At 55.5% G+C, this 25,879-nt stretch carries 24 protein-coding genes and 1 other annotated feature; of the genes, 17 read left to right on the top strand and 7 right to left on the bottom strand.

What is annotated here, in order from left to right:
• Positions 1–38: 38 nt before the first annotated feature.
• Positions 39–94 (top strand) — a sequence feature (sul1 is cis-regulatory element that is thought to sense ions involved in sulfur or methionine metabolism; They are found in Alphaproteobacteria).
• A gap of 66 nt (positions 95–160) precedes the next feature.
• Positions 161–1,627, top strand: a complete 1,467-nt coding sequence (locus ACIQJ2_RS32605) for a SulP family inorganic anion transporter (protein ID WP_400675310.1) — start codon at positions 161–163, stop codon at positions 1,625–1,627.
• A 151-nt stretch (positions 1,628–1,778) separates the two neighbouring features.
• Here ACIQJ2_RS32605 and ACIQJ2_RS32600 read toward each other — a convergent pair whose 3' ends face one another.
• Genes ACIQJ2_RS32600 through ACIQJ2_RS32590 form a run of 3 tightly spaced genes read right to left on the bottom strand, consistent with a single transcriptional unit; the run spans position 1,779 to position 3,733 of the window.
• Positions 1,779–2,045, bottom strand: a complete 267-nt coding sequence (locus ACIQJ2_RS32600) for a hypothetical protein (RefSeq protein ID WP_400675312.1) — start codon at positions 2,043–2,045, stop codon at positions 1,779–1,781.
• A 54-nt stretch (positions 2,046–2,099) separates the two neighbouring features.
• Positions 2,100–2,876 (bottom strand): molybdopterin-binding protein, encoded by a 777-nt coding sequence (locus ACIQJ2_RS32595; RefSeq protein ID WP_400675314.1) that lies wholly within the window; start codon positions 2,874–2,876, stop codon positions 2,100–2,102.
• On the bottom strand, positions 2,873–3,733 hold the full coding sequence (locus ACIQJ2_RS32590) for a cytochrome b/b6 domain-containing protein (protein WP_400675317.1): 861 nt from the start codon (positions 3,731–3,733) through the stop codon (positions 2,873–2,875). Before ACIQJ2_RS32590 ends, ACIQJ2_RS32595 begins: the two co-directional genes overlap by 4 nt.
• A gap of 235 nt (positions 3,734–3,968) precedes the next feature.
• Between ACIQJ2_RS32590 and ACIQJ2_RS32585 the strand changes: the two genes are divergently transcribed.
• The gene (locus tag ACIQJ2_RS32585) at positions 3,969–4,670 is read left to right on the top strand and encodes a DUF1223 domain-containing protein (RefSeq protein ID WP_400675319.1); all 702 of its coding nucleotides are present in this window, start codon (positions 3,969–3,971) and stop codon (positions 4,668–4,670) included.
• Between the two features lie 274 nt (positions 4,671–4,944).
• Here ACIQJ2_RS32585 and ACIQJ2_RS32580 read toward each other — a convergent pair whose 3' ends face one another.
• Both ACIQJ2_RS32580 and ACIQJ2_RS32575 read right to left on the bottom strand, forming a co-directional pair.
• Positions 4,945–5,712 (bottom strand): hypothetical protein, encoded by a 768-nt coding sequence (locus ACIQJ2_RS32580; RefSeq protein ID WP_400675322.1) that lies wholly within the window; start codon positions 5,710–5,712, stop codon positions 4,945–4,947.
• Between the two features lie 36 nt (positions 5,713–5,748).
• Positions 5,749–6,393: a hypothetical protein gene (locus tag ACIQJ2_RS32575; protein ID WP_400675325.1), complete on the bottom strand. Its 645-nt coding sequence runs from the start codon at positions 6,391–6,393 to the stop codon at positions 5,749–5,751.
• Between the two features lie 885 nt (positions 6,394–7,278).
• Here ACIQJ2_RS32575 and ACIQJ2_RS32570 point away from each other — a divergent pair.
• The 13 genes from ACIQJ2_RS32570 (at position 7,279) to ACIQJ2_RS32510 (ending at position 20,431) form a co-directional block, all read left to right on the top strand.
• Complete coding sequence (locus ACIQJ2_RS32570; RefSeq protein ID WP_113347122.1) at positions 7,279–7,962, top strand: winged helix-turn-helix domain-containing protein; 684 nt, start codon at positions 7,279–7,281, stop codon at positions 7,960–7,962.
• Between the two features lie 94 nt (positions 7,963–8,056).
• Positions 8,057–9,319 carry a sensor histidine kinase gene (locus ACIQJ2_RS32565; protein ID WP_400746696.1) on the top strand — a complete coding sequence of 421 codons (1,263 nt, stop codon included), beginning with the start codon at positions 8,057–8,059 and terminating at the stop codon, positions 9,317–9,319.
• Positions 9,320–9,611: 292 nt separating this feature from the next.
• On the top strand, positions 9,612–9,950 hold the full coding sequence (locus tag ACIQJ2_RS32560; protein ID WP_162747705.1) for a DUF1344 domain-containing protein: 339 nt from the start codon (positions 9,612–9,614) through the stop codon (positions 9,948–9,950).
• A gap of 290 nt (positions 9,951–10,240) precedes the next feature.
• On the top strand, positions 10,241–10,927 hold the full coding sequence (locus tag ACIQJ2_RS32555) for a class I SAM-dependent methyltransferase (RefSeq protein WP_113347119.1): 687 nt from the start codon (positions 10,241–10,243) through the stop codon (positions 10,925–10,927).
• Positions 10,928–11,018: 91 nt separating this feature from the next.
• Positions 11,019–11,825 carry a hypothetical protein gene (locus ACIQJ2_RS32550; protein ID WP_113347118.1) on the top strand — a complete coding sequence of 269 codons (807 nt, stop codon included), beginning with the start codon at positions 11,019–11,021 and terminating at the stop codon, positions 11,823–11,825.
• Positions 11,826–11,921: 96 nt separating this feature from the next.
• Positions 11,922–12,521 (top strand): hypothetical protein, encoded by a 600-nt coding sequence (locus tag ACIQJ2_RS32545; RefSeq protein ID WP_400675330.1) that lies wholly within the window; start codon positions 11,922–11,924, stop codon positions 12,519–12,521.
• 1 nt (position 12,522) lies between these two features.
• Complete coding sequence (locus ACIQJ2_RS32540; protein ID WP_113347116.1) at positions 12,523–13,185, top strand: ABC transporter ATP-binding protein; 663 nt, start codon at positions 12,523–12,525, stop codon at positions 13,183–13,185.
• The gene (locus tag ACIQJ2_RS32535; RefSeq protein ID WP_113347115.1) at positions 13,178–13,861 is read left to right on the top strand and encodes an ABC transporter ATP-binding protein; all 684 of its coding nucleotides are present in this window, start codon (positions 13,178–13,180) and stop codon (positions 13,859–13,861) included. Before ACIQJ2_RS32540 ends, ACIQJ2_RS32535 begins: the two co-directional genes overlap by 8 nt.
• Positions 13,862–13,959: 98 nt before the next feature.
• Positions 13,960–16,512: an FtsX-like permease family protein gene (locus tag ACIQJ2_RS32530; protein WP_400675334.1), complete on the top strand. Its 2,553-nt coding sequence runs from the start codon at positions 13,960–13,962 to the stop codon at positions 16,510–16,512.
• A 747-nt stretch (positions 16,513–17,259) separates the two neighbouring features.
• The gene (locus ACIQJ2_RS32525) at positions 17,260–17,919 is read left to right on the top strand and encodes a response regulator transcription factor (protein ID WP_113347113.1); all 660 of its coding nucleotides are present in this window, start codon (positions 17,260–17,262) and stop codon (positions 17,917–17,919) included.
• Complete coding sequence (locus tag ACIQJ2_RS32520) at positions 17,916–19,217, top strand: ATP-binding protein (RefSeq protein WP_162747704.1); 1,302 nt, start codon at positions 17,916–17,918, stop codon at positions 19,215–19,217. Before ACIQJ2_RS32525 ends, ACIQJ2_RS32520 begins: the two co-directional genes overlap by 4 nt.
• A gap of 114 nt (positions 19,218–19,331) precedes the next feature.
• On the top strand, positions 19,332–19,730 hold the full coding sequence (locus ACIQJ2_RS32515; protein WP_162747703.1) for a response regulator: 399 nt from the start codon (positions 19,332–19,334) through the stop codon (positions 19,728–19,730).
• Positions 19,731–19,825: 95 nt separating this feature from the next.
• Positions 19,826–20,431, top strand: a complete 606-nt coding sequence (locus tag ACIQJ2_RS32510; protein ID WP_400675338.1) for a dual specificity protein phosphatase family protein — start codon at positions 19,826–19,828, stop codon at positions 20,429–20,431.
• Between the two features lie 388 nt (positions 20,432–20,819).
• On the opposite strand, the gene ACIQJ2_RS32505 is transcribed toward ACIQJ2_RS32510, so the two are convergent.
• Positions 20,820–21,158, bottom strand: coding sequence for a hypothetical protein (locus ACIQJ2_RS32505; RefSeq protein WP_400675340.1), 339 nt, complete (start codon positions 21,156–21,158; stop codon positions 20,820–20,822).
• Between the two features lie 6 nt (positions 21,159–21,164).
• Between ACIQJ2_RS32505 and ACIQJ2_RS32500 the strand changes: the two genes are divergently transcribed.
• Positions 21,165–22,550, top strand: a complete 1,386-nt coding sequence (locus tag ACIQJ2_RS32500; protein WP_400675341.1) for a glycosyltransferase family 39 protein — start codon at positions 21,165–21,167, stop codon at positions 22,548–22,550.
• A gap of 260 nt (positions 22,551–22,810) precedes the next feature.
• Positions 22,811–23,971 carry a glycosyltransferase family 2 protein gene (locus ACIQJ2_RS32495; RefSeq protein ID WP_400675343.1) on the top strand — a complete coding sequence of 387 codons (1,161 nt, stop codon included), beginning with the start codon at positions 22,811–22,813 and terminating at the stop codon, positions 23,969–23,971.
• Positions 23,972–24,392: 421 nt separating this feature from the next.
• Here the strand turns inward: ACIQJ2_RS32495 and ACIQJ2_RS32490 are convergent, their stop codons facing one another.
• On the bottom strand, positions 24,393–25,409 hold the full coding sequence (locus tag ACIQJ2_RS32490; protein WP_400675346.1) for an ABC transporter substrate-binding protein: 1,017 nt from the start codon (positions 25,407–25,409) through the stop codon (positions 24,393–24,395).
• Positions 25,410–25,879 lie beyond the last annotated feature (470 nt).

Genomic DNA, 25,879 nt, shown 5'->3' with positions numbered 1-25,879 from the left:
GCCCTTCATCAACAATCACGCCTATAAGGGCGCACTCGACTGGACCCGGTGAGAATCCGGGTGGCTATTCCGGCCGCCGATCCGCCGGACCACGCAAAACCTGTATGCCGACTTGAGGCCTCGCCCCCGAGGTCAGGCTTCCTTTGCGAGAATTCACCAGATGTCACTATCTTCCATCCGCCGGGAGTGGCTTGCCAATCCTACCCGTGAGATGCTCGCCGGAGCTGTCGCGACCTTCGCCCTCATTCCCGAAGTCATCGCCTTCTCGTTCGCGGCCGGCGTCGATCCACAGGTTGGATTGTTTGCGTCTTTCGTGATCGGGATTGTCATCGCCTTCAGCGGCGGGCGTCCCGCTATGATCTCGGCCGCGGCCGGATCCGTCGCTCTTGTCGCGGCACCTTTGGTTCATGCCCACGGCTTGCCCTATCTGCTCGCCGCCGGGCTTCTGGCAGGTATCATGCAGATCGTCTTTGGCCTGCTGCGTCTCGGCGTGCTGATGCGCTTCGTGTCGAAGTCGGTCCGGACCGGGTTTGTCAACGCGCTTGCGATCCTCATCTTCGGGGCTCAGGTGCCCCATATCATCGGCGGGGGCGTCGTCGGCTATGCCTTTCTGGCCGCAGGGCTGATGTTGATCTATCTGGTGCCGCGGATCACGACGGCACTGCCATCGCCTCTGATCTGTGTTGTCGTCCTGACGGTTGCCTCAATGATGCTGAAGCTTCCGGTGGTTACCGTCGCCGATCTTGGGCGTCTTCCCGATTCTCTCCCTTTCTTAACATGGCCGGATGTTCCGCTAAACGTCGAGACTCTCCGCATCATCGCCGGTCCGGCCTTGGCAATCGCCATGGTCGGCCTGCTTGAATCGATGATGACGGCCAGCGTCGTTGATGACTTGACCGACACCCCAAGCTCCAAGAACCGAGAATGCGCGGGTCTTGGCTTAGCCAATGCCGCGTCGAGCCTGTTCGGTGGCATTGCCGGGTGCGGCATGATTGGCCAGACGATCAGCAACGTGAAGTACGGCGGTCGGGGTCGTCTGTCGACGCTGTTTGCGGGTGCTTTCCTGTTAGTCCTGATGGTTCTGCTCAAGCCCTGGGTGTCGCAGGTTCCGGTAGCCGCGCTGGTGGCCATCATGATCATGGTCTCGATAGACACCTTCGATTGGTCGTCGGTGCGCAAGCTGGTTGTCCATCCGAAGATATCGAGTGCCGTAATGCTTGCAACCGTCGTCGTTACGGTCGCGACCTCCAATTTGGCGCTCGGCGTCACGGTCGGGGTACTCTTGAGCGGCGTGTTCTTCACCTTCAAGGTTGCCGGTCTGTTGCATGTCGAGAGGGAGCTGGATGCCCAAGCCAGGCAAATTCTCTACCGCGTCTCAGGCCAGGTATTTTTCGCGTCAGCCGACCTATTCGTCGAGGCATTCGACATGCGTGACGCTGCCGACATGGGCGTTACCATCGATGTCTCCCGGGCACATTTCTGGGACATCACTGCGGTGACTGCCCTGGAGAAGGTCGTCCAGCGCTTTAAAGCGCACGGCACCAAAGTTGACGTGATCGGGGTAAACGAAGCCAGTTCGACGTTGATAGAACGGCTCGACTCATCGGTTGCCATCGGCGAGGCATAACACTAGTGGCTATGGCCGAGGGAACCAGCCAACTGTGGAGAGATGCGTGAATGCGAAGGCTCGCCTTTGCGAAGTGCTACACACGAACTGAAACGACGGCCCGGGAATGTGGATGTGGCGACCGGATACTACCGGCCGCCACGGATCATTGCTACATCTTGCCCATGCTCTTCATGGCCTTGTCCATGTGCATCTTGCAGTCGTCCATCTTCTTCGCTTTCATCGCCTCCTTGGCCATCATCATTTCCTTGGAGGCCATTTCCTTCTTGCCCTTCATCATCGGATCCTTCATGGCATCCACTTCGCTCTGCGCCTTCATCATGGAAGCATCGTCGCACTTCATCATTGTGTTCGCCGCGTAAACTGGCAGTGTGAACGCCGAGATCAACAAGGCGGCTGCAATCGTAACTCTGAACATTTTCTTCTCCTTTTGATGGGCATCATTGCCCGCAGTGAGGCGTTTTCCAGACGGCTATATTCCCGCGTACCATTCGTAGCCGCGGTCCTCCCAGAAACCGCCCTTGCCACCCCAAAGGCTGGCGAAGCTGTCCTTGATTTCGATGCGCATGAGGTATTTTGCGTGCTTGTAGCCAAGATGGCGTTCCACTCGCAGTCTGAGCGGTGCGCCATGAGACACTTCGAGGTCTTTGCCGTTGAGCTGATAGGCAAGAATTGTCTGAGGATGAAAGGCATCAATCAGATCGATGCTTTCGTAGTACGTGCCGCTGCCGTCGATGGTCTGCTCGAGCTGGTCCGCGCAATAGAACACGGCATAGCGGGCTCCCGGCTTCAGGCCCGTATTCTGCAGGATGGGTCCAAGCGGTACGCCCGTCCATTTCCCGATGGCGCTCCAACCCTCCACGCAATCATGTCGGGTAATTTGCGTGCGCGATGGCAATTTTTTCAAATCCGCCAGTGAGAGCTCGACCGGATGCTCGACCAAACCGTCGATCTTCAATCGCCAGTCCGCAAAGCCCGTCTCCATCATCCGGGCATAGTCCTCGCTGTCGGGCTGGCTTGTGCCGTTCGGCCTGAAGGTCGGTGAAATGTCCGCCTCGGAGAATTCACGAGCCAGCTTGTCCTTGGGGACGAGAAGCCGCTGGCTTTTCATCGTCAGTTTTTCAGCCATCGCCAGTACGTTTTGAACCTTGGCGTTCTGGGCGACGTCGTCGCAGCCAGTCAGGCCGATTGCACCCAGCCCAGCGGCTGATCCGATCAACAGGCGGCGGCGTGTGATGAAGAACGTCATTTCCGGACCCCTTCGCTTTCGATCCTGTAGCGGCCGGTGATCATCGAACGCATGTTGTTCCAAAGGCCGGAGAGGATGACCATGGTGACATGCACCAGAACGAAGAGCACGATCGACCAGGCGCAAATGAAGTGGATGGAGCGTGCCGACTGTCGTCCGCCGAAGACATCGAGCAGGAAGGGGAAACCGGCATCGATGCCCGGCGACATGGTCAGCCCCGTCGCGAGCATCAGCGGCAGCAGAATAAAGATGACGATCAGATAGGTGAGTTTCTGGAGAGCATTGTAATGCCGCGCCTTTTCCCCTTTAGGGAAGCGCAGCCGCGCGTGATCGGCAATCTCCTGCTTCAGGTGGCCCGGTGAGAGCTCTTCAGCGGTCGGCGCGAGATCGCGCCGGAAATGGCCGCCGATAAAACCATACAGCGCATAGATCAATCCATTGATCACGAAGAGCCACGCAAAGAATAGATGCCACCGGCGGCCAGTCGCGAGATCCTGATAGCTCGGAATGGTCGCCCAGGTTGGAAAACCGCGCTCCGTCAGCTCGCCGCCTTCCCGCGAGACGCCGAGAATGCCTGTTGTCACGATGGACAGGCGGCCGATGCGGAGGATGCCACGGCTGCTGTCTCCATCCTGGACGGACCCGATCGAGAGCCAGGATGGATCGGCATCGGCACCATACTGTCCCCAATAGAGCGAGGGATGGGCATTGAATATCTGCAAGCCACTCATCAGAAGCAGGCTGAGACAGACAACGTTGAGCCAATGGGTAATCCGGGTGACGAGGGAATGCCGTCGAATGAATACTCTCGCCGGTCCGGTCGGCGGTGATGTGTCCAGGTGGTCCACGGTGGCCATGGTCGCTCCTCGCGCGCCAGCCAAACGACTGTGCTGCTAGGGAATACGAGCGGCGAAGCGTGGTTGTTACAGGCGTGGCGAAATAATTTTAGGGGGGTGAACCCCGCCACTCCGCTTGAACGCTCGGGTGCTATCCGGCCAGAGACTCCCGATGCAGACGATCACAAAACTGTGAACCTGTAACAAACGGCGATTTCTTCGCGAAGCCGATGATGAAGCCATTGGGAGAGAAGCGATGAAGCAACTGACGAGACTATTGATCACCGTAGCAGCCGTGTGCGTCACGGCGAGTGTTTCGTATGGCGCATCGAGCGATAACCGCTCCCCTACGGTTGTCGAACTCTTTACGAGCCAGGGATGCTCGTCCTGTCCTCCGGCGAACGCCAACCTCATAAAGCTCAGCAAGCGTAATGACGTCCTCGTCTTGAGCTTCGCCGTTACATACTGGGACTATCTCGGCTGGAAGGACATTTTCGACAAGCCGGAATTTACAGACAGGCAGGTTGCTTATGAGGCCCCGCTCCGTCAGTCAGGGCCCTATACTCCTCAGATGGTCATCAACGGTACGAGGACCGTGGTTGGAAACAACCTCGCCGAATTGACTCAGCTTCTGGCAACCGTCTCTGCCTTGAAGGGACCGTCCATTGCTTTTCGCCAGGACGGCGCTCGGATAGGGGGCGGTGAAGCCCCGAGATCGGCAGCGGACGTCTGGTTGATCCGATATGATCCGAACGTCGTCAATGTGCCGATCGATCGTGGCGAAAACGCCGGCAATACTTTGCCCCACACTCACGTCGTCCACGCGCTGAAGCATCTCGGGCAATGGGATGGAAGGCCTGTCACCTTCGATTTCCCTAAAGCACCGGATCAGCTTCGCACCGCAATTCTGGTTCAGGAGCAACATGGTGGCCCCATACTTGCGGCAGTGACGGACTGAACAACATCGTGCTAAAAAATGTGCCTTCTGACACGTTCGCTGTCGTTGGCGTGGAGGCGTCCACATCATCACCCCGTAGGGTCAGTTCTTGGTGGAGATCAGCAGATCGGCGCCAGGCTCTCGAAATCCGTCCGCTACAAAGCGATGATGAAAGCATTGAGATAGCCTAAAACGTCAAAGACTGAAAACCCAATTTTACCCCGATCTGTGCACCAGCGTTCCGGAACGGTTTTCACACCGTTCCGGAGTCCCTGAGCCAGCAGATCACAGAGGGTTATTGTGCCTCTGCTATCACAGTCTCGGGTTTGTAGGTCGCCGTCATGTAGACGACAATCAGAGCTATCCCGAGCAGGAAGCTGATGCTTGTATTGATCGTGCCGAAACCCATGCCGCCATACTCCTTTGGTTGAGAAAGAAGGTCGCCAAACGACGCACCAAGCGGACGGGTGAGGATGTAGACAAGCCAGAAGCTCAGAATCGCATCAAGTTTCAGGAAGAAATAGCCGAAACTCAGCGAAACGATCACCATGCCAAATAGAATGCCTGCGCTGCCGTAACCGAGTGCGAAGCGTTCGGAGACTAGGTCGCCGGCTGCGGTACCAAGCGCAAAGGTAAAGAGAATGGCAAGCCAGTAAAACGCTTCACGCCTGTTGGTGTAGATGGAGTGGATCGAAAGCGTCCTTTCCGAACTGTACCAAAGCGCGAATGTGGCGATAAGCGCGACGCTGAACACAGCGGTCGTGACTTCGAGGGGAACCCCGAAATTGTCGACGAGGTTATCAGTGACCAGGGTTCCGACCACGCTGATCAGGATGACGGAAAGCCAATAGACCCATGGGACGTATCGCTTTTGCCGGAACTGTGCGATCAATGCGACGATCAGCACGCCGGTCATGATAAATGAGGTCGCAGTCAGTCCGAGGCCGAGATTGACGTTGAGATAGTCTGCTGCGGTTTCGCCCATGGTCACGGCGAGCAACTTGATGATCCAAAATTCCGCCGTCACTTGCGGCACACGGTTGTTGAGAATTGCGGGTTCCATCTTCATCGATCCTTATTCGTTGGTGGCGCGGCGCGCTTATTGGGTCAGTAGGGCAATGCCCTGAGCGGAAAAGGCGTCGGCGCGTTGATCATCGTCAGCGTTGCAGCGTTCGAGCGCTTTTGACAGCAAGTCGCCAGCTTTTGTCTGCTTTTCGGCAGCGACTGCGGGCTTGGCCGACGCGGCTTTGAGTTGATTGATCAACTCTTCGCAAGGGACGGGATGACCCGTCGCATCGGTAACGGCAATTCCTGCGACAAAGGACTGCTTGCCGACATTGCCATCGACGGCTCCTGATTTGTCGAGGGCCATTTGAAGACCCGCAAGAGCGGTGTTTACCTTGTCTGCGGTCGGGGTCGCGCTGCGAAGCGACTTGAAGACCGCATCCGCTGCGGTATCGATGTTGCCCCAGGCCTCCGGATCGAGCGGTCGCAGGCTCGCCTGCTTGTCGTCCCATTCGGTCTCGAAGTCCGTCGCCCGCTTTTCGGCCGCTTTGAAGTCGCCTGTCGCAGCGATCTTCTGGACGTCTTTTGTGATAGTCTTGAAATCGGCTAGATCGCCGAGGTGCCTGGTTTGGCTTTGAGCCTGGCTCGCCTCTGCGAGCGGAGCCAGATAGAGTTCATAGGCGGAAAAAAGCGCGACCGGCACGGCAATAAGCGCTGTCGCAAGAAGGAATTGTTTCATATTGGTTGCTCCGGCTTGGCGCCCGTGGCTGATCCTAGCCACGAACGCTCCGTCATCAGGAAACGAACGATGTCGTGGTATTGCTGCGGCCAATTCCGCAGGATGACGCCGTTCTAAGATGACTGGGATACGGGCACCTTTCTCGAAACATACGATTTTGTAAGAAAGCGAGCGCGTTGATGAGTTCGATCAGATGAAGGGTGGAACACGCCTGGCGCAGATGCGGCAATATCCGGCCAACAGGGCAGATGCCTCCAGTGAGTCAGATACAAGCAAATTAGACATATCGCTATCGCACTCAATTGCAGCTGCTCTGCCGCTAGACGATCCGCTTTAGCCTTGATGCCGTAGCCCTGTTGGCATGAGCCGAACGCACAGGGCAATCGGTGGGCGTACGATGATAGTATTATTGAGATACCAAAAATGGGAATAAAGTCGCCAATGAATTCGACGGCCCAGGCGACAGTCAGAACTGCAACGACTTTGGGCAACATCGGAACGTGTTCATCAAGAGGCGCCAAATGAAGTGCACTGCACTCTGCGTCTGAACATGTTCGCCGATGTTGTGAGCCTATTGGACATTCATCACACTGCTTCAAAGTGAGTAGAGAACTGGGCCACCACGTTGAATGCAATCAAAAAGCTAGCGCTTTCGTACCGGAAGCCTAGTTTTGGAAAGAATTGAGAAATTCGTCTACCTTAAATGGAACTTTAAACTTGCGGAAAATACGAGAGAAGGTCAGGCCCAATGCCAGAGCTGTGGGCTGCAATTTCACGCCTCAGTCGAGGATTCGAATTCTTTACAAAAAAGTATATTTCCGGGAAGGTTCAGGAAATGGAGATACGGCACCCTAAAGCCCAAGGATAATCAAAAGACAGAGAGAAATGCGTATATTGGTCATCGAAGACGACGAGAAAGTGTCCGCCTTCATCGCAAAGGGAGTTGCTGAGGCAGGTCATGTCTGCGATGTTTGTCATGACGGCCGGGACGGCTTGTATCAGGCGACGCAGGATCCCGATAAATATGACGTCATAGTCGTCGACAGGATGCTACCCGGTCTCGATGGGCTTTCCGTAGTCAGGGCGGCGAGAGCGGCGCAGACGCGCACGCCTGTCCTGTTTCTGACGGCAATGGGTGGGGTTGATGATCGGGTTGAAGGCCTTGAGGCCGGCGCTGACGACTATCTGGTCAAGCCATTCGCGTTTTCTGAACTGCTCGCCCGGCTTAATGCCTTGGCGCGTCGTCCTCCGGTACAAGAGCAGCGAACGGTTTTGACGATCGCTGATCTGGAACTTGATCTCGTGAGGCGCCAGGTTCACCGCGCCGGCCAGGCTATCGAGCTTCAGCCCCGCGAGTTTCTACTTCTCGAAACCTTAATGCGCGCGGAAGGCCGAGTCCTGACACGCACGATGCTTCTCGAAAAAGTATGGGATCTGCATTTCGATCCACAAACCAGCGTCGTCGAGACGCATATCAGTCGGCTACGGGCAAAGGTCGATAAGCCTTTCGAAGTGCCGCTTCTGCATACAATCCGCAGCACGGGATATAGCATTCATGCGCCTCGCTAGACTTTGGCGCAGCACACCATTTCGACTGGCGATTGCTTATGGGCTTCTGTTTGCAACTTCATCGCTGCTCGTCAATCTTGCGACATATCTGCTTTTGCGGGCCGAGATTTATTCGACGCTCGACAGTTCTGTCACGGAGACCTATGCCGTCATCCAATCCAGCTACACGCCGGGCGATATTGAAGACGTGGTCCAAAGCATGAATTCGTTCAGCCGCCTTCAGAACGGAGATCGGCGAATCTTTTATCTGGGCTCAGCCGACGGTAAGAGACTGGCGGGGGATATCATGAAGTACCGTCCATCAGGCGATCTTCAAACGGTTTCCGCGGAAGCGCTTGGTTTGCCGGGAACCGAGCGCTTCAGGATCAAAACGGGCAATATCGACGGAAACAATCTGCTGGTCGGTGAAAGCCTGGAAGCAACCGATGATCTCGCTCAGATCATCTTCGCCAATTTCGCATGGATGTCAGCTTTCACAACGCTATTGGCCGTTTTCGCCGGTCTTTATCTTGCCCGACGCGCGCAGGCCCGAATCGACGCCATCGCCGACACTATGAAAGAGATCTCGGAAGGTAATCTTTCCCGGCGTGTCCCGCTGACGGGTTCCGGCGATGACATCGATCTTATCTCCGCACAAGTCAACACAACATTGGACAGGTTATCGGATCTCATGGAGAGCATGCGTCAGGTAAGCGCCGATATTGCGCATGACCTGAAAACACCGTTGAACCGGCTGAAACTCATACTGGAAGATGCCTCGCTCCGTGAGGAGAACAACGAGGCTGTCGGCGAGCAACTGAGGGAAGCGTTGGACGAGAGTGACCAAATCAACGCGACGTTTCAAGCGTTGTTGCGGATTTCCCAGATAGAAGCTGGTGCCCGCAAAACGCGATTTGCGAGCGTTGATCTCAAACAGGTTTTCCGAAACATCGCAGAAATCTTTGCAGAAGTCGCTGAGGACAACGGCCAAACGCTTTCCTTTGACGAGGAGAGCGCACCTGAATGTCTGATCGACGGGGACAAGGAATTGCTGACGCAATTGTTCGTCAACCTCGTTGAAAACGGCATCAACCATTGCGCCCCCGGGACGGCGATCGCTTTATCGCTGGAGCGAAAGGGTGATGAGTATGCGGCAGTGGTTTTCGATAACGGCCCCGGGATTCCGGAGGAAGAAAAAGACAAGGTCTTCCGCCGCCTCTACCGCCTCGACAAAAGCAGAAATTCCCCCGGCCACGGTCTTGGTCTCAGCATGGTCAAGGCGATCGCTGATCTGCACGGTATGTCGACCGAAATACGGGACAATCATCCTGGTGCGCGGTTTGTTCTTTCATGGAAACGCCACGTCGAACAAAATTGAACTTGGATTCTAGATGTTTGGGAAATTGAAGAGGCGCACGTTGTTATTCGGTCTGCGGATGGGTATCTCGCCAAAGACATCGAACCTCATGCCTTGGGCATATGCGCAGCGGATCAGCGCGTCACAATGAACTGATCCGGGACTCCCGGTCATGCTCACGCTTCGTCCGAAGACACCATGTCACTGCGCTGTAACTGACAAATCAATGGGGTGGAGACGCCGCAAACCAATACGCTGCAAGATTCCATAATCGAAATCATTAAGGCGTAACGCTTAATTCAAGTATACAAATTTGTATATTCGCAAACACCTATTTGCCTCCGTTTGCATTGAATATTTCTTCACCCAGAATGGTCTGGGGTTTAGGGAGAAAAAAATGAAACGGTATCTCACGGCTTTGGCCGTCATCGCAATGAGTTTGGCGGCGTTTGGTGCGAATGCCGCGACAATCAACGGCGTTGTCCGAAGCGTCGATCCCAAACATGATGCTATCACGTTGCAGGATGGCAGCGTGTTTGCGCTGGCAGAAGGCAGCGAGGCTGAAAACTTCAAGCCCGGCACAAAGGTCACCATCACCTACGCCAAGCAGGGCGGGAAAAACGTCGCCTCGACCGTCAATATCACGAAATAGCCATTACAGGTTTCCCCCGGGCCTGACGCTGCGGGGGAGTCCATCGCAGACCAAGATCTTTACAAATTTGTAAAGTCGCGGAAAGCGGTATGTAATCATTTGCGCTTAGCAATAGCAGCCGAGTGGCTGCGGCGTTTCGCTCATAAGACTTTGCCCGAAATGATTACTCGTTTTGTCCGACGTGATGTCTGTCGCCAATGCACGTCCGGGCGGCACGTCCACATTGACTCAAGATCGCACATGACAAAAGGAAGTGTCCGCCCTAACCTCCGGATAAAGCGGTTAAATAAATGGAAATGGATAGTGCATGCTCGTTGAAGATGCCGCCGCCGAAAAAGCAACTGGTCCATGACTACATTGCGCGACAATTCGCGATGCCAGTGGGCAAGGGCGGTATCGCCGTCGCCGCGGCCATGCGGGTTATCAATTGGCTTCCCTATAAAGGTGCGATCGACCTTCTTGATCCGAGACCGGCCAGTGACCTCTTGGAAGTCGGACATGGTCCCGGAGTCGGTCTTCGTCAGCTCGCCAAGATGGCCACGCTTGGTTCGGTGACTGGGATCGACCCGTCTTCAACCATGCGGAGACTGGCTCGAGCCAATAACGCCTCCGCCATAACTGAAGGCAGAATGTCATTAAAGCAGGGGACTTTCGAGCACTTGCCTCTCCCGGATATGTCTGTGGACGGAATCCTCGCTGTCAACGTCTTTTATTTTGTCGACCCATTATCCTTTGCGCTCACCGAGGCTCGACGCGTTCTACGGCCCGGTGGGTCGCTGGCCGTCTATGCGACGGATAAATCCCATATGTCGTGGCTGCAATTCGAAGGACGGGAGACCAAGCACACTTTCGACAAGAGAAGCCTTTATCGAATTCTTCAAGCCAGCGATTTCGGTGAGGATAAAATCGATATCCGAAGCGTGTGGCTTCCATTCCGGTTCAGAGGAATTCTCGCAAAAATCACGAAATCGGTCTGAATGTCGCATCTGCGCCGAGGGCCAAGGCGGATAAAGTCTCACAGCTTTCTCGAAGGGGGCACTGCCACCCAAAAGCAATTGGAGAGATCTCATGAAAACATTCTCCAGCGAGCCGTACGGGCATAATGATGCTGTTCGTCCCTGGCTTTCAAAGGTTCCCGAAGTCACCGCGATCTTCTGGGTCATCAAAATTCTGACGACCGGCATGGGTGAGACAACCTCCGACTATCTCGTGCATCGCATGGATCCGCCAATCGCTGTGGCCATTGGCGGTGTTTGTTTCCTGATTTCACTGGCGGTGCAATTTCTCAAATCGCGCTTCAACGTCTGGGTCTATTGGCTGGCAGTCGTCATGGTGTCAGTTTTCGGCACCATGGCCGCCGATGTCCTTCATGTTGGCCTTGGTGTTCCATATTGGATTTCAACAGCCTTCTTCGGCACATCTCTTTTAGTCATTTTTTCCGCTTGGTTCTGGGCCGAGCGGACGCTCTCGATCCACAGTATCTACACAAAGCGACGTGAATTCTTCTATTGGGCAACGGTCTTGACGACTTTCGCTCTTGGCACTGCTGCGGGTGATATGACCGCTAGCAACCTCGGACTCGGATATTTCTTTTCCGGGCTGATGTTCGCCCTCGTCATCGCCGTTCCGGCGCTTGCATATTGGAAGTTTCGCCTGCCGGAAGTTCCTGCCTTCTGGTTTGCCTATATCGTAACACGCCCGCTTGGAGCTTCGTTCGCCGATTGGATGGGTGTATCGCATGAGCGAGGAGGTCTCGATTGGGGCACGGGGCCGGTCAGTTTGACCCTTACCATCCTTATCTGCGTATTCGTCGGATACTCGGCTTTTGTCACTCGTCCTGATGCGGCGCTCGCGAGCGGTTCGTCAACCGCATGACCCTTTAACGAAGCTTACGAAAGTGTAAGGCTTCGGACCAGCGAATGTAAGATTTCCAGTGTTTGATCGGGTCATCAGGACGAAATGGAGTGTCCCATGACCCGCAAAGTATCAAATTTCCAAAGAACTCTTGCTCTTGCACTGGTCTCCACCTCAATCGTTGCGGCATCTGCGTCGTCGTTGCTCGTGGAGCCTGCCTTCGCATCGGAAAAAGCTGTTGCGCCGGAAAAAAACCCTCCGGGCGATATTCCCGACACGCAAGTCTTTGTCTCCTATGACGCCAAATCGGGCTACAGCCTAAAAGTGCCCGAGGGCTGGGCGCGGTCGGACCTCGGCAATGGCACAAGCTTCGTCGACAAGCTGGACGGCGTTGTTATCACTGAGCAGTCCGAGAATGCGGCTCCGACAATCGACACTGTGAAAACAAAATTCCTTCCGGACCTGGAGAAGCGTTCCCGAGCATTAAAGCTTGGCAAGGTTGAGCAGGTCAAGCTGCCGGCAGGTGAGGCGATCCGCATTGTCTTTACCTCGAATTCAGAGCCGAATGCCGTCACCAACAAGCAGGTGCGGCTGGAGAACGAAATCTACATCTATCACCGCGGTGGAAAGACCGTGTCGTTGCAGCTCTATGCTCCCTTTGGTGCCGACAACGTCGATCAGTGGAATCTGATGTCGCGCTCTTTCAGGTGGAAGTGACATGGCAGTCCTCGATGCAGTGGAAATCTACCGCTTCTTCCACATCGGTGACGATGAGACTGCCGCATTACGGGGGGTGAGCCTATCCGTCGATGCAGGTGAACTCGTCGCCCTTGTCGGCCCGTCCGGAAGCGGCAAGTCGACCCTGGTCGCCTGTCTGACGGGCCTGGACGAGCCCGATGGTGGCTGGGTCGCTGTCAATGGAAACCGATTGACGCGACGGAGCGAAAGTTTGCGTGCGCGTCTGCGCGCGCAGAACTTCGGCATCATGCTTCAAAGCGACAACCTGTTCCAACATTTGACGGTCGAAGAAAACATTCGGTTTCAGATGCAGGTCGTCGGAAAGCTGGATACTGCACGAATGGCATCGCTGCTCGAAGCCGTCGGCATGCAACACCGTGCAAAGTCCTATCCACGGAGCTTATCGGGTGGCGAAATCGCGCGCGCCGCACTGGCCACTGCCATCGCGGCCGATCCGCCGATCGTGATTGCAGACGAGCCCACCGCCGAAGTGGATGCCCAAACAGAGCAGCTCCTTTTCGAGCTCTTCGATAAACGCAAGCAAAATGGTAAGGCGACCCTGCTTTCAACACACAGCAAAGCGCTGGCTAGCCGGGCGGATCGAATAGTCAGGCTCAGAGACGGAAGAACCAGCGATGCGTGACCTCCTTGTTCAGGCCCTAAATGCCGGAATGGAGTTTACGCAGCCGGACGGTGAACGGGTCCGCGTTCTCACTGACATCAGTTGCGATATTGGAGAGGGCAATCGCATCGCTTTGGTCGGTCCCTCCGGTAGCGGCAAATCGACGTTGCTTCACATTCTCGGAGGCCTCGTTTCTCCCTCAGAGGGAACGGTGACGTGGCCGGCAATGGGCGACCGGATGGCGCTGCAACCTGGAAAAATTACCTATGTCTTCCAGGCTCCCAGCCTGTTTCCGGCATTGAACGTCCTCGAAAATGTCATGCTTCCTTTGAGACTGATGGGAAATGACCCGGAAAGTTCAAAGGCTGCACTGTCCATACTCGAGTTCTTGCGACTGGATGGACTGGCTTTGAAGCTGCCAGAAGAGCTCTCCGGTGGGCAAGCCCAAAGAGTGGCAATGGCTCGCGCTCTGGTCGTGGAACCAATGCTCGTTCTGGCCGATGAGCCAACGGGGCAATTGGATAGCGCGACTGCAACAGAATTTATCGAGCGGGTCCTCGAATTTGCAAATATCAAATGTGCAGCGCTGGTCGTAGCCACTCATGATCCGCTCGTCGCAGACTCGATGGAGACGCGCTGGTTGATCGAACATGGTCAATTGGCTTTGCCCCATAAGCTGGAAATGGATGAACGATGATAGGGCTTTGGGTATCAGGACTATTCAAGCGGCGCAGCGCGCGATTGGCGGGATCAGCTCTCGGGATAGCCGTGACAGTAGGCCTTCTCGGCGCTCTGTTGGTCTTTCTCATCAGCAGTTCTGCCACCATGACCACGCGTGCTGTCAAATCGGTTCCTATCGATTGGCAGGTCGAACTGGTGCCATTGGCGAACAAGGAAGACATTTTCAGTGTTCTTCATTCTTCCCCTGCCGTTAAGGCCATTTCCGAGGCGTATTATGCCAAGATCGACGGGTTTGAGGCGACGACGGGCAGTACCGTTCAAACGACCGGTCCGGGAATGGTCATCTCGTTTGCGGAAGGTTACGGCAAAATTTTCCCGAAGGAAGTTCGCTTGCTGGTTGGAACCGCGACCGGGGCGTTGCTTGCGCAACAAACGGCAGCCAATCTGCATGCAAGCCCAGGTGATATTATTACCGTGAAAAGGATTGGCTTGCCTCCAGTTCAGGTTCAGATTTCGGGCGTTGTGGACCTGCCCGACGCGGACTCGCTCTTCCAGGGAGTCGGCCTGCCGCCGCAGGCGTCACCGCAGGCTCCTCCAGACAACGTTCTCATCCTTCCACCTTCTCCGTGGCACGGCGATTTTGATCCGCAGACAACGGTACGGCCAGATACGACGCGCATTCAGTTCCATGCCCGGCTGGCACATGACGTTCTGCCGTCGAGCCCAACGGCGGCCTATCTGGCAGTTTTGCAGTCGGCCCGGAACCTGGAAGCGATGATTGCCGGTCAAGCGCTGGTTGCCAACAATATCGGTTCGCGTCTTGATGCCGTCAGAGGGGATTCACTCTACGTTTCGGTCCTCTTTCTTTTCCTGGGTATTCCCGGGATAGGCTTGGCGGTCATACTGACCTTGAGCGTCGCTGGAACTGCATCCGCACAAAGAAATGCGGAACTAGCTTTGCTGCGAGCGCGGGGCGCTTCGATCCGAAAGATCATGAGTCTGGCGACTGCTGAAGCGGCTGTAGTCGCCTTGATCGGCATCGCTCTGGGGATCTCGGCAGCAATTCTCCTGATAGGAAGGCTGTTTAATTTGTCAAGTTCTGGCAATGCTTCTTTTTGGCTATGGGCCGTGGTCGCGGCGGTTGGGATGCTTCTTTCACTAACGGCTATCGTTGTTCCTGTCTGGCGCACGACAAGCTTCAGCACGGTTTCAATGACAAAACGTCAAATTAAGCGCGACACTGTTTCTTGGTGGCAGCGTTATGGTATCGACTATATCCTGCTCGTCCTCTCAGGTCTGGCATTTTGGCAGCTCGCAAGCTCCGGTTATCAAATCGTGCTTGCCCCTGAGGGCGTTCCTGCCACGTCGGTGGACTATAAGGCGTTCTTTGCGCCTGCTCTCTTCTGGGTTGGCCTCGCTCTTCTCACGATCCGGTTGTCCGGTTTGATCATACGGACGAACGGCAGATTGCTTCGCATGCTTATATGGCCATTCACGGGAAATCTTGCCGACGTCGCAGGATCCTCGCTTTCAAACCAAACGGCGCGCTTGACAACCGGGATCGCGATGACGGCACTTGCGATATCTTTCGCAACGTCAACGTCAATATTCAATACGACCTACAATGCACAGGCGAGAGTCGACGCCGAATTGACCAACGGCTCCGACGTCACGGTCTTTGGCACGGCTTCACATCCGGCGTCACCCTATATCGATAGGCTTTCCAGTTTGCCCGGTGTCACCTCGGTCATTCCCATGCAGCACCGCTTCGCTTACGTCGGTTCTGACCTGCAAGACATTTATGGAATTGATCCGCGTACAATAGGCAAAGCCACGCACATGTCCGATGCGTTCTTCAGTGGTGGCACCGCGAGCGAGATATTGAGCCGGCTTGCCAAGACCCCGGACGGTGTTCTGGTCTCCGAAGAGACCGTGAACGACTTCCAGCTCAAGCAGGGCGATACGATCAATCTCAGGCTGACGAACGCATCGGATCATCAATATCACCTTGTTCCGTTCAAGCTTATCGGAGTGGCACGCGAATTTCCCACAGCGCCGAAGGACTCGTTTCTGGTCGCCAACGCGAACTACATCGCCAAGATGACCGGGGCGCCGGCTGCGGAATATGCCTTGATCCGCGCAGGTGGCGACGCAAACAAGGTGGCGGGTGAAGTTCGATCTGCATTGGCTGACGCCCCGGCGCTGCAGGTCAAAGACATTGGCAGCGTTTCGCATATCATCGGTTCAAGCTTGACTGCGATCGACATGTCGTCCCTGACGAAAATCGAGCTCTCATTCGCCATCTTGATGGCTGCGTCGGCCGCTGGTTTGATACTGTTTCTCGGCTTTGCCGACCGCAACCGGAACTTCGTGATCCTCAAGGTTATTGGTGCAAAACCAAGGCAAATCGCCGGCTTCCTTTGGGCTGAAGGTGCGTTGATATCAGTCGGCGGGCTGCTATTCGGACTTCTATCGGGCGTGTCGATTTCTTGGATGCTCGTGAAACTGCTGACCGGCGTCTTCGACCCGTCTCCGGAAACGCTTTCCATCCCCTGGACTTACGTGTTGGCGACCCTGACGACCGTTCTGGTTTCAATATTTGCGGCTGTGACGGTCGCCATTCGGAAATCGGGCGACAATACGGTCTTCGGCCTTCGTGATTTGTGAAATAGCAATAAGGCTTGAAAGCCGGCAATCAACAACCGTGCGAAGGTCGGACATGGTGGATGTGGGCATGAGATCTAGCTCAGTCCTTGCCCTTATCTGTTTTCGCAAGCTGAAGCCGTCAGGCCTAACCGATTGCGTTACTTCGTGTTGCCTGCGAGCTTATGAACGGCTGTCGGGGGAGATCCTGATGGCAGCACGAACCTCCAGCAGCTCGCAAAAATGCTATTATCCTTTATCTCGTCACATACGGCTAGCGTGTGTTTTGCGGCTGCCGCTACCGGCGCGATCGTTCATCGATGAGGGAAAACATAGTCGATTGCGGCGCGAAACGAATTGTACTCAACATAAATTATCGTTCGCGCCGCTTGCTCGTGCCCAATCTTTGGAGAATATGCGCGCTTCCTCTCGGCGCTTCGGCCGGGGCATCGCCCAATCGATGCATAAGTATCCAACAGCGTTCTGCCGCATGGCGTCGGCCCTGAACTTCCGTCACCTTTTGACCTCAAGGCGTGTGATTCACCGCGGTGATCGCGGTGCGTGCGATTTTCTGCCACTAAGCCGTTGCCAACAACGATACCATCTGCTGCTGACGTCCGGATCGTTGTGGGCTCAAGCCGTAAAAGGGTTTCAAGCCGCTGGAATTTTGCAGCGGATTCTTAGATACGACTTAGCGATTTTGCCTGTCGCTAATTCTATACTAAATTTTCAGTTCTACGGGCTGTCGAAAATGACGCGAGGTTAGGGCCGATGAGAATTCTCGTGGTCGAAGATGATCCTATGTTGGCGCTCGGTCTCCGCCGGGCTCTGATGGACGTCGGAATGACCGTCGACTGGATTGCCGATGGCCATTTGGCCGAAGAAGCAATGCGTGATGACGCCCATGCGGCGGTTTTACTGGATCTGTCACTTCCGCCTCCCGACGGCCTGACTTTGCTGAAAGATGCGCGTCTGCGGGGGGCCAGTGTACCCATTGTTATTATCACAGCGCGCGACGATCTAGACGTCCGATTAAAGGGTCTAGACCTCGGAGCCGATGATTTCGTGCTTAAGCCGTTTGAGCCGTCGGAGATTATTGCGCGCCTTCGAGCCGTTATTCGACGCCACGCAGGCCATGCTACCTCCAAGATCGGTACAGCCCAGGCCGTTCTCGATCTCGCGACACACGAACTTTCCTACGGCGGCGTGACCGAGATCCTTCCTTATCGCGAGTTTGCACTGATGCGGGCTCTTGTCGAGCGCCCGGGCGTCATATTATCGCGCTCGCAATTGGAGGAGAAGATCTACGGCTGGGGCGATGAGATTGAAAGCAACGCCGTCGAGGTGCTGATCTTCTACATTCGAAGGCGTTTTGACAAACAGATAATACGCAACGTCCGCGGCGCCGGATGGATGGTTCCGAAGTCATGATTTCGCTTCAGACCGCAACCGCGAGCTCTCTTTCGATATTGTTCACGTTTATCGCCATCGTCGGTGGCGCGGCATCATACGCCTTCACATTGAACGAGAGCAGCGAGTTTCTCGACCTCCAGCAACGCCAGATCGCGCGTTATGTGGGCGATCTCTCCTTCCTCGCACCGGATCGTGCTGCCTTGCCTCCACATGACAGCGAAGACGACTACCTCATAGAGGTTAGCTATTCGGACGGCCGTGCCACCAAGTCTTTGGACCCAACCATTGCAATTCCCGACAGAAAAGAAACGGGGTTTTCCGAATTTTCTGACGGAAAGCGAGATTGGCGTGTCTTTTCAATGGTCGCACCTGAAAGAACCGTGCAGGTGGCACAGCAAATGGTGGTGCGAAGAGAACTTGCCAGAGACGCGGCTGCAAGAGCCACAATTCCGTTTCTCGCGGCAATTCCTCTCTCGTGGTTGCTCGTTGCCTTCGTAACGAGGCGGATTTTTCGTGACCTCGAGAAGCACGGAAAAGAGCTGTCGCAAAAGGCAACCGTCGAGGTCGTGCCCGTCGATCTTACCACGATGCCGCGGGAAGTTTGGCCATTTGCACGCTCCATGAACGGCTTGATCGACCGCCTCGGCATTGCCTTGCGTCAACAGCAGATGTTTCTGTCCGATGCGGCCCATGAGTTGAGAACGCCTCTTTCGGCACTCACGCTCCAGATCGGCAATCTTTCCAATCACGAGGGATCCGATCTCGAGGAGCGTATTTCCGAGCTGCGCGCCGGCGCCAGACGGGTATCTGGTCTCACCGACAAGCTTCTGAAGCTTAGCCGATACGAAGGGGGGCAGCCTTCGATGCCCAGTGAAGTCCTCGATCTATCGGAGATTGTCAAAGATGTGATCTTCGGCCTGCTCATTGCAGCTGAAGAAAAGCTGATCGACTTCGGCTTTGCTGAATTGTCCGATGGCGCGCTGGTTCGTATCAATCCCGACGACTTGAAGACGCTCATCGAAACGATCGTCGACAACGCCGTTCGATACACACCGAGCGGAGGTTCAGTCGACATTTCCGTCAAAGGTGGTGCCGAGACGCTCCTGATCGTGAGCGACAACGGTCCGGGTGTGGCCGAACACGAATTGCCACGCCTTGCTGAGCGCTTCTACCGTGGATCGGGTGCCGGGGAGGGCACGGGACTTGGACTTGCGATCGTTGAGGCTATTTGCGCCCGTTACGGACTTGCGCTCCGATGGATGAACCGCCTCGAACGCACCGGGTTCGTCGTCACGGTCTCATTTCCGACGCCATAGCCAACAGCCAGTCTACCTGTCCGGCGATCGCCGGCGACCTAACGCTATGTTCTCCCAGAGTTCATGTGGCTGTCAGTAAATGAGAGCATGGGTATCCGCGACTGGAGAAATGGCTTGCGGGTACTCCTTGTAGAAGACAACATTCTGTTCGGCGACGCTCTTTGCGACCATCTGCGGTCGACGGGATGCTGCGTGACTTGGGTCAAGGGGTATCGCGTGGCGGTCGATACGCTACGCGGCGAGAGGTTTGACATCCTATGTCTCGATCGGCAGCTTGGCGATGGAGATGGCTTTGATCTTCTGCGAAACGAAAAGCCCCGGTGTCCCACCATCATCATGTCCGCCTTTGATCAGCTCACGGATCGGCTGGAAGCAAAGCGGCTTGGGGCGGCAGATTATCTTACCAAGCCCTTTCGGATGGAGCAGTTGACACATCGAATCCATCTGATCTTGCCGCAATTCTCCGGCGGGAGCCGCGCAACCTCGAAACCATCGCGTTTCGAGGCGCCTTAGCAAGCTTTCACTAACGTTGACGGCGATTGTTCAGGCGCATGTCAGTTTCTTCCGGCATGTGATTGAGCCATCACGCGAGAAACGGCCGGAGAACAATGACTAGACTTCGCAAGATGGTTCTTTCAATGCTTGGCGTTATCGGACTCGTCGGCGCCAGCTGCGGAGCCTATGCCGGATTGCTTCAGGTTACCGGCAATTTCCATCCTGTCATCGATGGTCAGGTTTACCGCTCTGCCCAGCCTACAGGCGCGGATCTTGCTGCCTACGTGCAAACTCACGGGATCAAGACCGTTATCAACCTGCGGGGCGCCCATCCGGGCATGTCCTGGTATGATGAAGAGGTGAAGTCCTCTCGCGAGCTTGGCCTCACTCACATTGACTTCGGCATGTCGTCTTCGAAAATGGTGTCGCCGGCCAAGGCAGAGCGTCTGGTGCAGCTGATGGCCGCCGCACCCAAGCCCATACTTATTCACTGCCAGGCGGGCGCGGACCGCAGCGGTTTGGCATCCGCGCTTTTTGTGAGGAAGCTTGCAGGTCTCGACGAGACGAAAGCAGAAGGTCAGCTTTCGTTTTATTACGGCCACGTCGGTATTCCTATTGTGTCTCGCGCCTATGCCATGGATCGTAGCTGGGAGGTTATCGAGGCTGAGGATCGGCGGCAGGCGAAGGCTGATCTCGTAACTGGTGCCGCTGTTCGCTAACTTAAAACCGCGACGTCTGCGCTGTCATCTCCGAACCTAAATTGATCGCTGTTGTTTGCGCGATGTTTTCCCATCGCCTTGATGTCCCGTCAGCGCCTGTGGCCGCCTTTAATATCGGCATCAGTCCTTAATCCACTAACAATCAAAAGAATGTAGATCGGAATACATCGTGTGGCAGCTTCAGGCCATTCAAGCCAAACATAAGCGCAGGCCTGCAAGCCTTTATGCAGTTGTAGCAGCAAGCATCATCCTCGATATTGTCGGATTTCTCGGTTTCGCGCAGATCGGATTTAGTCCGATACAGGCGCATGTTCTAAGCTTCTTCTGTAGCTGTATCCCGTATCTGATAGCGATAAATTCCTGGATTGCGGCACCGGAAACTGGCCGCTCAACGTCGGCGCAGATCGCTCTTTTTCTTTTTCTTCGCCTCCTCGTCCTTTGTCTCAGAGGAGGATTTGTCGCGACGGCTTCCTTCTCTCTCCATTTTCCGTCGCTCGTCATAGCGGTTCTTGCCGCCTCGTTGACTCTGGCTATGAATTTTCTCGCCGATCGCATCTTCTTGAGATCGGAAATATCGAGGCACACAGATGCGCTCGCCGTGGCGGCAGGTATTATTGTCTACCTTCTCGTCCTTCGCTTTCTGTTTCTCGGCTATTCCAATCTGCTCCCTGAAGAAGCTTATTATTGGAATTATGCGCAACACCTCGACATCGGTTATCTCGATCATCCGCCAATGGTCGCCTGGTTGATCTGGATCGGCACGCATCTCTTCGGAGATCATGAATTCGGTGTTCGCATCGGTGCCTATCTTTGCTGGTTCGTGACCGCAGGGTTTTCCTATGCATACGCCAGAAACCTCTTCGATAAGCCGGCCGCCATCGGCTGCACATTGCTGGTTGCTGTAGCGCCATTTTACTTCTCAACCGGCTTTTTCATGATGCCGGATGCGCCTTTGACCGCTGCCTGGGCCGCCACACTTTATTTTCTGGAACGAGCGCTTTTGGGTGAAAAGCGTGGAGCCTGGTTTGGCGCCGGCCTTTCCATGGGATTGGGCCTGTTGTCGAAATACACGATCGTATTGTTAGGCCCCGCAGCATTTCTTTTCATGCTCATGGATCCGAAATCGCGTCGCTGGCTCGGCCAGGTGGAGCCGTATCTCGCGGCAGCGCTCTCGATCCTCTTGTTTTCGCCGGTGATCTATTGGAATGCTACGCACCAATGGATGTCCTTCGCTTTCCAGGGATCTCGGCGCGTCAATGCTGAGTTTCAGTTTACCCTGCCATCTTTGATCATCAGCGCAGCCGTTCTTCTAACGCCTCCTGGTCTCGTTGCTGCCGTCGTCAGTCTGAAGTCCAACTTCGTGGCTATACGGCAACGGCTGGGCGATGGACGGCCTCTTTTCGTATTTCTGTTCACCTTTATCCCGTTGATAGTTTTCGTTGTTTTCAGCCTCTCGCACGAAAACAAACCAAACTGGACCGGTCCCCTTTGGCTTGCCGTCCTACCGTCAATCGCCTCCATGCTGGTGGGGCCGACCGCTGGAACCTCGTTCTGGGACAGCAGGCTGAAGCGCGCATGGCCTGCAACAATTGCAATCGCGATGGCGGTCTACGCGCTGCTGTTTCACTACGTCGCGCTGGGCTTTCCCGGGGTGGGCTACGTTCATAACATTCGCACCCTACCGGTGGCTTGGAGCGAGTTCGGCAAGGCAGTGGGTGAGATCGAGGCAGAGATCGCGAAAGACAGTGCCAAACCCGTGGTTTTGATCGGAACGGATAAGTATTTCCTCGCGAGCGAGATGGCCTTTTACACGCGTCAGGCAGGCTTCCTCCGGCCGAATTCCGTTGGGCAAAGCGCCATTGGCAGCGACAGTCTGATGTACGACGTCTGGTATCCGCCGGAAACGGTTCGCGGAAGTACCGCAATCCTCGTTTCCTTGAAGCGAAACGAGCTGCAACAAAGCGATCTGGCTCGCTATTTCTCACGCCTCGACGACATTCAAGAACGAGTAGTGCTTAAGAACGGCGCCGTCGCCGGCACATTTTATTATCGTGTTGGCTACAATCTCGGTGCTTGCCAGGGGGAAGCGCCCGCCTGTGCCGCCTTGATGTCCAGATAGGAATTTCCTTTGCCGGCAATATGTTGGGCATTGGGACAAGTGTCGAGTTTCCTCGAGAATTCAGAGTATTGTCAGGTGCCCGTGAAATAGTGCCGGGATCAAAGTCGCTTCAGGCGTCATGGCGAGCCGGCAAGCGACGAAGAGCAGTGAAATGGCGACTGGCTGTTTGGACCGTTGAGACGATCCATCCCGCCGGTGCGTGGTTTCGTGCAGATTCGTCGACAGAACTCGTCCGTCCCATCATGGAACAATCAACGCCTATGAATTCAGCTCAACTAATTGCCCTGGATGAACCCCAGGGAGATTCAACGGTCTCGTGGACCGGACCAGCGCTGGGCGGCAAGATAGAGCTTTCGGTTGTGGTGCCGACCTTCAATGAGCGGGAAAACGTCATCCCGCTTGTCGACCGGCTCCGCAAGGCGCTCGCGGGAATTTCCTGGGAGGTGATATTCGTCGACGATGACTCCGGCGACAGGACCGTCGATGTCGTAAGGGGACTGTCTATCAACGACCATCGCATCCGGGCCATCAGGCGTGTCCATCGACGTGGATTGGCGGGCGCGTGTTTGGAGGGCATTCTTTCGACATCAGCTCCAATCGTAGCAGTCATGGATGCTGATCTTCAACATGATGAGACGCGCCTGATGGCAATGCTTTCCATGATGCGCAGCGGTCCGACCGACCTCGTCATCGCGACGCGATATAGCCGCGACGGCTCCTCGGGCCAGGGATTCAGCCGTATTCGCCAAGCCGGCAGTCAGATGGCTATCGGCATGGCAAAACGTCTTTTGAAAGTTGACACATCCGATCCGATGAGCGGCTTCTTCATGGTGAGACGCACGTTGATCGAGGAGCTCGCGCCGAAGCTCTCGCAGCAAGGTTTCAAGATTTTGCTCGATATCATTGCGTCGTCGCCGAGACCCTTGAGAATCGGAGAGATTTCATACGTATTTAGACCAAGGATCCACGGCGAAAGCAAACTCGACGCATCGGTTGTGCTTGAGTATTTAGGGCTGCTCGTTGCGAAACGGTCCGGCGATCTCATTTCGCCGCGCATGGTCTTGTTCGGCATGGTCGGCCTGAGCGGGGTCGCCGTTCATTTGACAGTTCTCCGGTCTCTCCTGACCGCGGGCTTGCCGTTTGCGACCGCTCAGGCTATCGCAATGCTTTCTGCGGTGGTATCCAACTACACGCTCAACAATGCCTTGACCTATCGCGACCGTCGCCGGCGCGGCATGCGGTTTCTGACCGGCTTGATGATGTTCTCAGCACTCTGCAGCCTGGGCGTTCTTGCCGGGACGGGAGTGTCGTCGCTTTTCTACAGTGAGGGACCGCAATGGTGGCTTGCCGGTCTCGCGGGGGCTGTCATCGGCGCTGGCTGGAACTACATCACCAGTTCCATGATCACCTGGCGGCGTTAAACGTGATCGCGACATGGCTCACGGATAGCAGCACAAGTGCAACTCAGCGGTGAAGCGAGCCGCTGATCGGCGCAGCGCAGATCACTTCGCAACCCAATTGAAGTGCTTGACCGGATATCGAATTCCTTGCCGGCCGCCGAAACGAGCTGCAACCAAGAGATTATTTGGCAGATAGTTTGTCCGAGATGAACCCATCCCGGTTGTGTGCCGCACGTGCGCGATCGGTCACAAGATCTGCTAGATTTTGGAAGGTCGGCAAACTTTCGGTCTTCTCGATCGTTATTGCACTCAAGTGCCAGTGAAATCGAAGGCAGCAAGCGATAATGTCATTCGGATTCGCACGCTTGTTTGGGGGCGTCGGGAGATCCAACGAAAGTGCCACCTCCAAGATGTCGATCCCGAAGGTGGCTGTATCGGTCGCTTACTTGGCGTTCTTGACGAACTCGGTCGTATAGGTCTTCGACAGATCGATCGACTTGCCTTGCACATTCTTCGAGAATTCGGAAAGTACGGCAAGAACGGTTTTCGGGCCATCTTCGGGCATCACGCCGTCGGCGGTGAACATGGCCTTACCATTTTCGAGCGCCTTCACATAACCTTCCTTGTCGCCGACATAGAAGTCTTTCGGCATCTTGTCGGCGATCTCGGCGGCCGAATGGGTGTTGATGAAATGCAGCGTCTTGACGAAAGCGTTCGCAAGCTTCTGCACCTCCGCCTTGTGATCCTTGACCCACGACTCCTGCATATAGAGGGACGCGGCAGGATAGGTCCCACCCAGAGCGGCTCTTGTTCCGTCCATCGTGCGCATATCGATCAAAACCTTGGCCTCGCCGGTCTTCAGGAGACGCGAGACTGTCGGCTCCGTCGTCATGCCGGCCTGGATGGCATCCTGCTGCATGGCGGCAATGAAGGTCTGGCCGGCGCCGACCGGAACGGAGGTGAATTCTCCGAGCTTCAGACCGGCCTTGACGGCCAGATACTGCGTCAGGAAATTGGTCGAGGAACCGAGGCCGGTGACGCCGAGGCTCTTGCCCTTGAAATCGGCAGGGGATTTGATTTCCGGATGCTTGGCCGACACCAGCTCGACTTCGCCCGGCGCCTGGCTGAACTGCACGACGGATTCGACGAACTTGCCCTTGCCCTGAAGGTCGATGCAATGGTCGTAGAAGCCGACGACGCCCTGGACGGCGCCTGCGAGCATTTCGTTTTCCGCATCAACGCCTGCAGGCTCATTGAGAAGTTCGACGTTGAGACCTTCTTCCTTGAAATACCCAAGCCCTTCGGCAAGCTTAGCCGGCAGATAGATCTGCTTTTCGTAACCGCCCACCATGATGGAAATCTTGTCGGCTGCCTGTGCGGCCGTTGCCGCCGCCAGCGAGCCAGCGGTCATAATGAGGGAAAGGGCTACGGTATGAAAAAGCGCGCGGGATGAACGCATTAAAGTCTCCTCCTGTTTGAATGCCGCGGCAACGCTTCGTCACCGCCTTGGCATAAGCTTCCTCCACGAAGCCAGACAGGCTTGCACGAGCAACCTTTCAATCAGCTTTCAGTGTGCGGGAATCTTTACAAGGCGATTTTGCGTCTTTGTTTCGTTGCCGCGAACGAGACTGCTGGTCATGATTGCAGTCAATATTTCGATCGTAAAGGTCAGTCGGATGCTTGCTGTACTGCTATAGTGACGCAATCTGAACGGCGCTGCTGAATGAGATCTCTTAGCAAACTATAAGATCATGGTTCCTTCAAAAACCTGTTTCGTGCCCTTACTATTTGCATGCTCCTGGTCCTTCTTCAGGTCCTCGCATCGCTCCACTGGGCGCTATTGTGTCTGCTTCTGCCGTTCCAGCGGCTGGAAGCCGCGGCTTTTTCCGACGATGAAAGTATACGACGCTTTCCTACTCAGTCTCATTG

The sequence above is a fragment of the Rhizobium sp. NPDC092011 genome (assembly GCF_044756305.1).
Taxonomy (GTDB): domain Bacteria; phylum Pseudomonadota; class Alphaproteobacteria; order Rhizobiales; family Rhizobiaceae; genus Rhizobium.
The sequence above is the reverse complement of the archived record's forward strand: the minus strand, read 5'-3'. Positions and strand labels throughout refer to the sequence as shown.